Here is a 1,094-nt window from a genome sequence, read left to right on the forward strand (position 1 = left end):
CTGTCTGTGCCTGATAAGGCCAGCTCACCAAAGGTGTTTAGAGTTTCCGCTTCGCCGGGTAATAACGGGTAGTGACCACCGATTAAGATGGAACCACTATTGCTGGCGGCTGCTTTTACCTTTATGTGGGCACGGCTACTATTGGCGGCGAATACCGCTTCACCATCGGTAATGGTTAAGGTATGACAAGCCATCGTTGCCCCACCAACGGGTTTGGTTAATACCGGATTGGTGGCATAAACCCGCACCGCTTGTCCGGTTTCTAACTTCACGTTAGGTAAAGTTTCGACGTTGATTGCTGGAATCGTTTGTATTTGAACAGGGGGGAGTGTTTTAATGTCGACTTCCGGCATTGTGCCGACAGAAACTGGCGGCATCGTTTGAACGTCTACCGCTGGCATCTGACTCACTACCACCGCTTGCCCGTCATTGGGCGGTATATATTCACCAAATCCGCAACTTATTTCGACCAATCCAGCATGTTCAGCAAGGTTTTCGACGGTAACAAGGCCCGTTAATTCGGTATCTTTGATTTGCCCACGCTCAGATAAGACATATTCCCCGCGTTGGGTGCGAATACGTAAAGCACTAGGTGCAGCATGGATATACAAATATTCACCGACGGCGTGAAATTGTATCTGCTGGCGTGGGGCTAACGTTTGTTTCATGCGCGTTTCACTCCTAATACCACCACTGCCGCCAGAACGGCAAAGATGACATATTTCATTTGCTCTGCCATCGCACTTTGACCTCCATCAACGTGCATGGTGGCTAAGTCCATCATGGCGTTGATATTATCGGCGTTCTGCTTGGCCTGACTGCCTTGCAGCCCAGCAAGGTGCGCTAAGTTTTCACTGTTAGCTAATACCATGTTATCGGCGAGTTCATGGGTAGTGAACATCGCCTTGGTGGCAATGTCATTTGTGCCGCCGATGTACATTTCCATGGAATCGGTGGCAAACTCCAACGCGCTATTAATTGCGCCGTGGTCGCTGGCAACAAGGGTTAATTCACCGCTGTTATTCAACCCTGAAATATTGGTGCCGAGGTTGTCACCTTGAATACTTAACTGACCACTGGTATTGATCGTGCTG

The 1,094-nt window shown here is 49.4% G+C and carries 2 protein-coding genes; both read right to left on the reverse strand.

The genetic code is table 11. From position 1 onward, the window contains the following. Positions 1 to 668 (reverse strand): hypothetical protein (locus tag ACKLNH_RS20610; protein WP_413114136.1); only part of this gene is annotated, 668 nt, incomplete at its 3' end. After that, positions 665 to 1,094: chemotaxis protein (locus ACKLNH_RS20615; RefSeq protein WP_413114137.1), on the reverse strand; the 430-nt coding region annotated here is incomplete at its 5' end. The genes ACKLNH_RS20615 and ACKLNH_RS20610, both read right to left, overlap by 4 nt.

The sequence above is a fragment of the Thaumasiovibrio clandestinus genome (assembly GCF_047250365.1).
Classification (GTDB): domain Bacteria; phylum Pseudomonadota; class Gammaproteobacteria; order Enterobacterales; family Vibrionaceae; genus Thaumasiovibrio.